The sequence below is a fragment of the Mesorhizobium sp. M4B.F.Ca.ET.203.01.1.1 genome (assembly GCF_004791025.1).
Taxonomy (GTDB): domain Bacteria; phylum Pseudomonadota; class Alphaproteobacteria; order Rhizobiales; family Rhizobiaceae; genus Mesorhizobium; species Mesorhizobium abyssinicae.
Genome location: NZ_SRUO01000261.1, coordinates 1 through 289 on the forward strand (window position 1 = coordinate 1; position 289 = coordinate 289).

Annotated in this window: 1 protein-coding gene; it reads left to right on the forward strand. The window is 67.5% G+C overall.

All coding sequences use genetic code 11. The features are described from left to right. Positions 1-289: RDD family protein (locus tag EN846_RS34595; RefSeq protein ID WP_135928163.1), on the forward strand; the 289-nt coding region annotated here is incomplete at both ends.

The following is a 289-nucleotide window of genomic DNA, read 5'->3' on the forward strand; positions in this document are numbered from 1 at the left end:
GCCACGCTGGGCAAGATGGCGGTCGGCATCAAGGTCGTGCGCAGCAACGGCGAACGCCTGACCAGAGGCCGCGCCTTCGGTCGCTACTGGGCCATGCTGCTGAGCAGCTTCACCCTCGGCATCGGCTTCCTGATGGCAGCCTTCACCGAGCGCAAGCAGGGCCTGCACGACATGATCTGCGACACCCTGGTGGTCGACCGCTGGGCCTACACCGACCAGCCGCACCTGCAGCGCCGCGAGCTGGGCACGGTCACCATCGTGATCCTGGTGCTGACCGGCCTGCTGATGC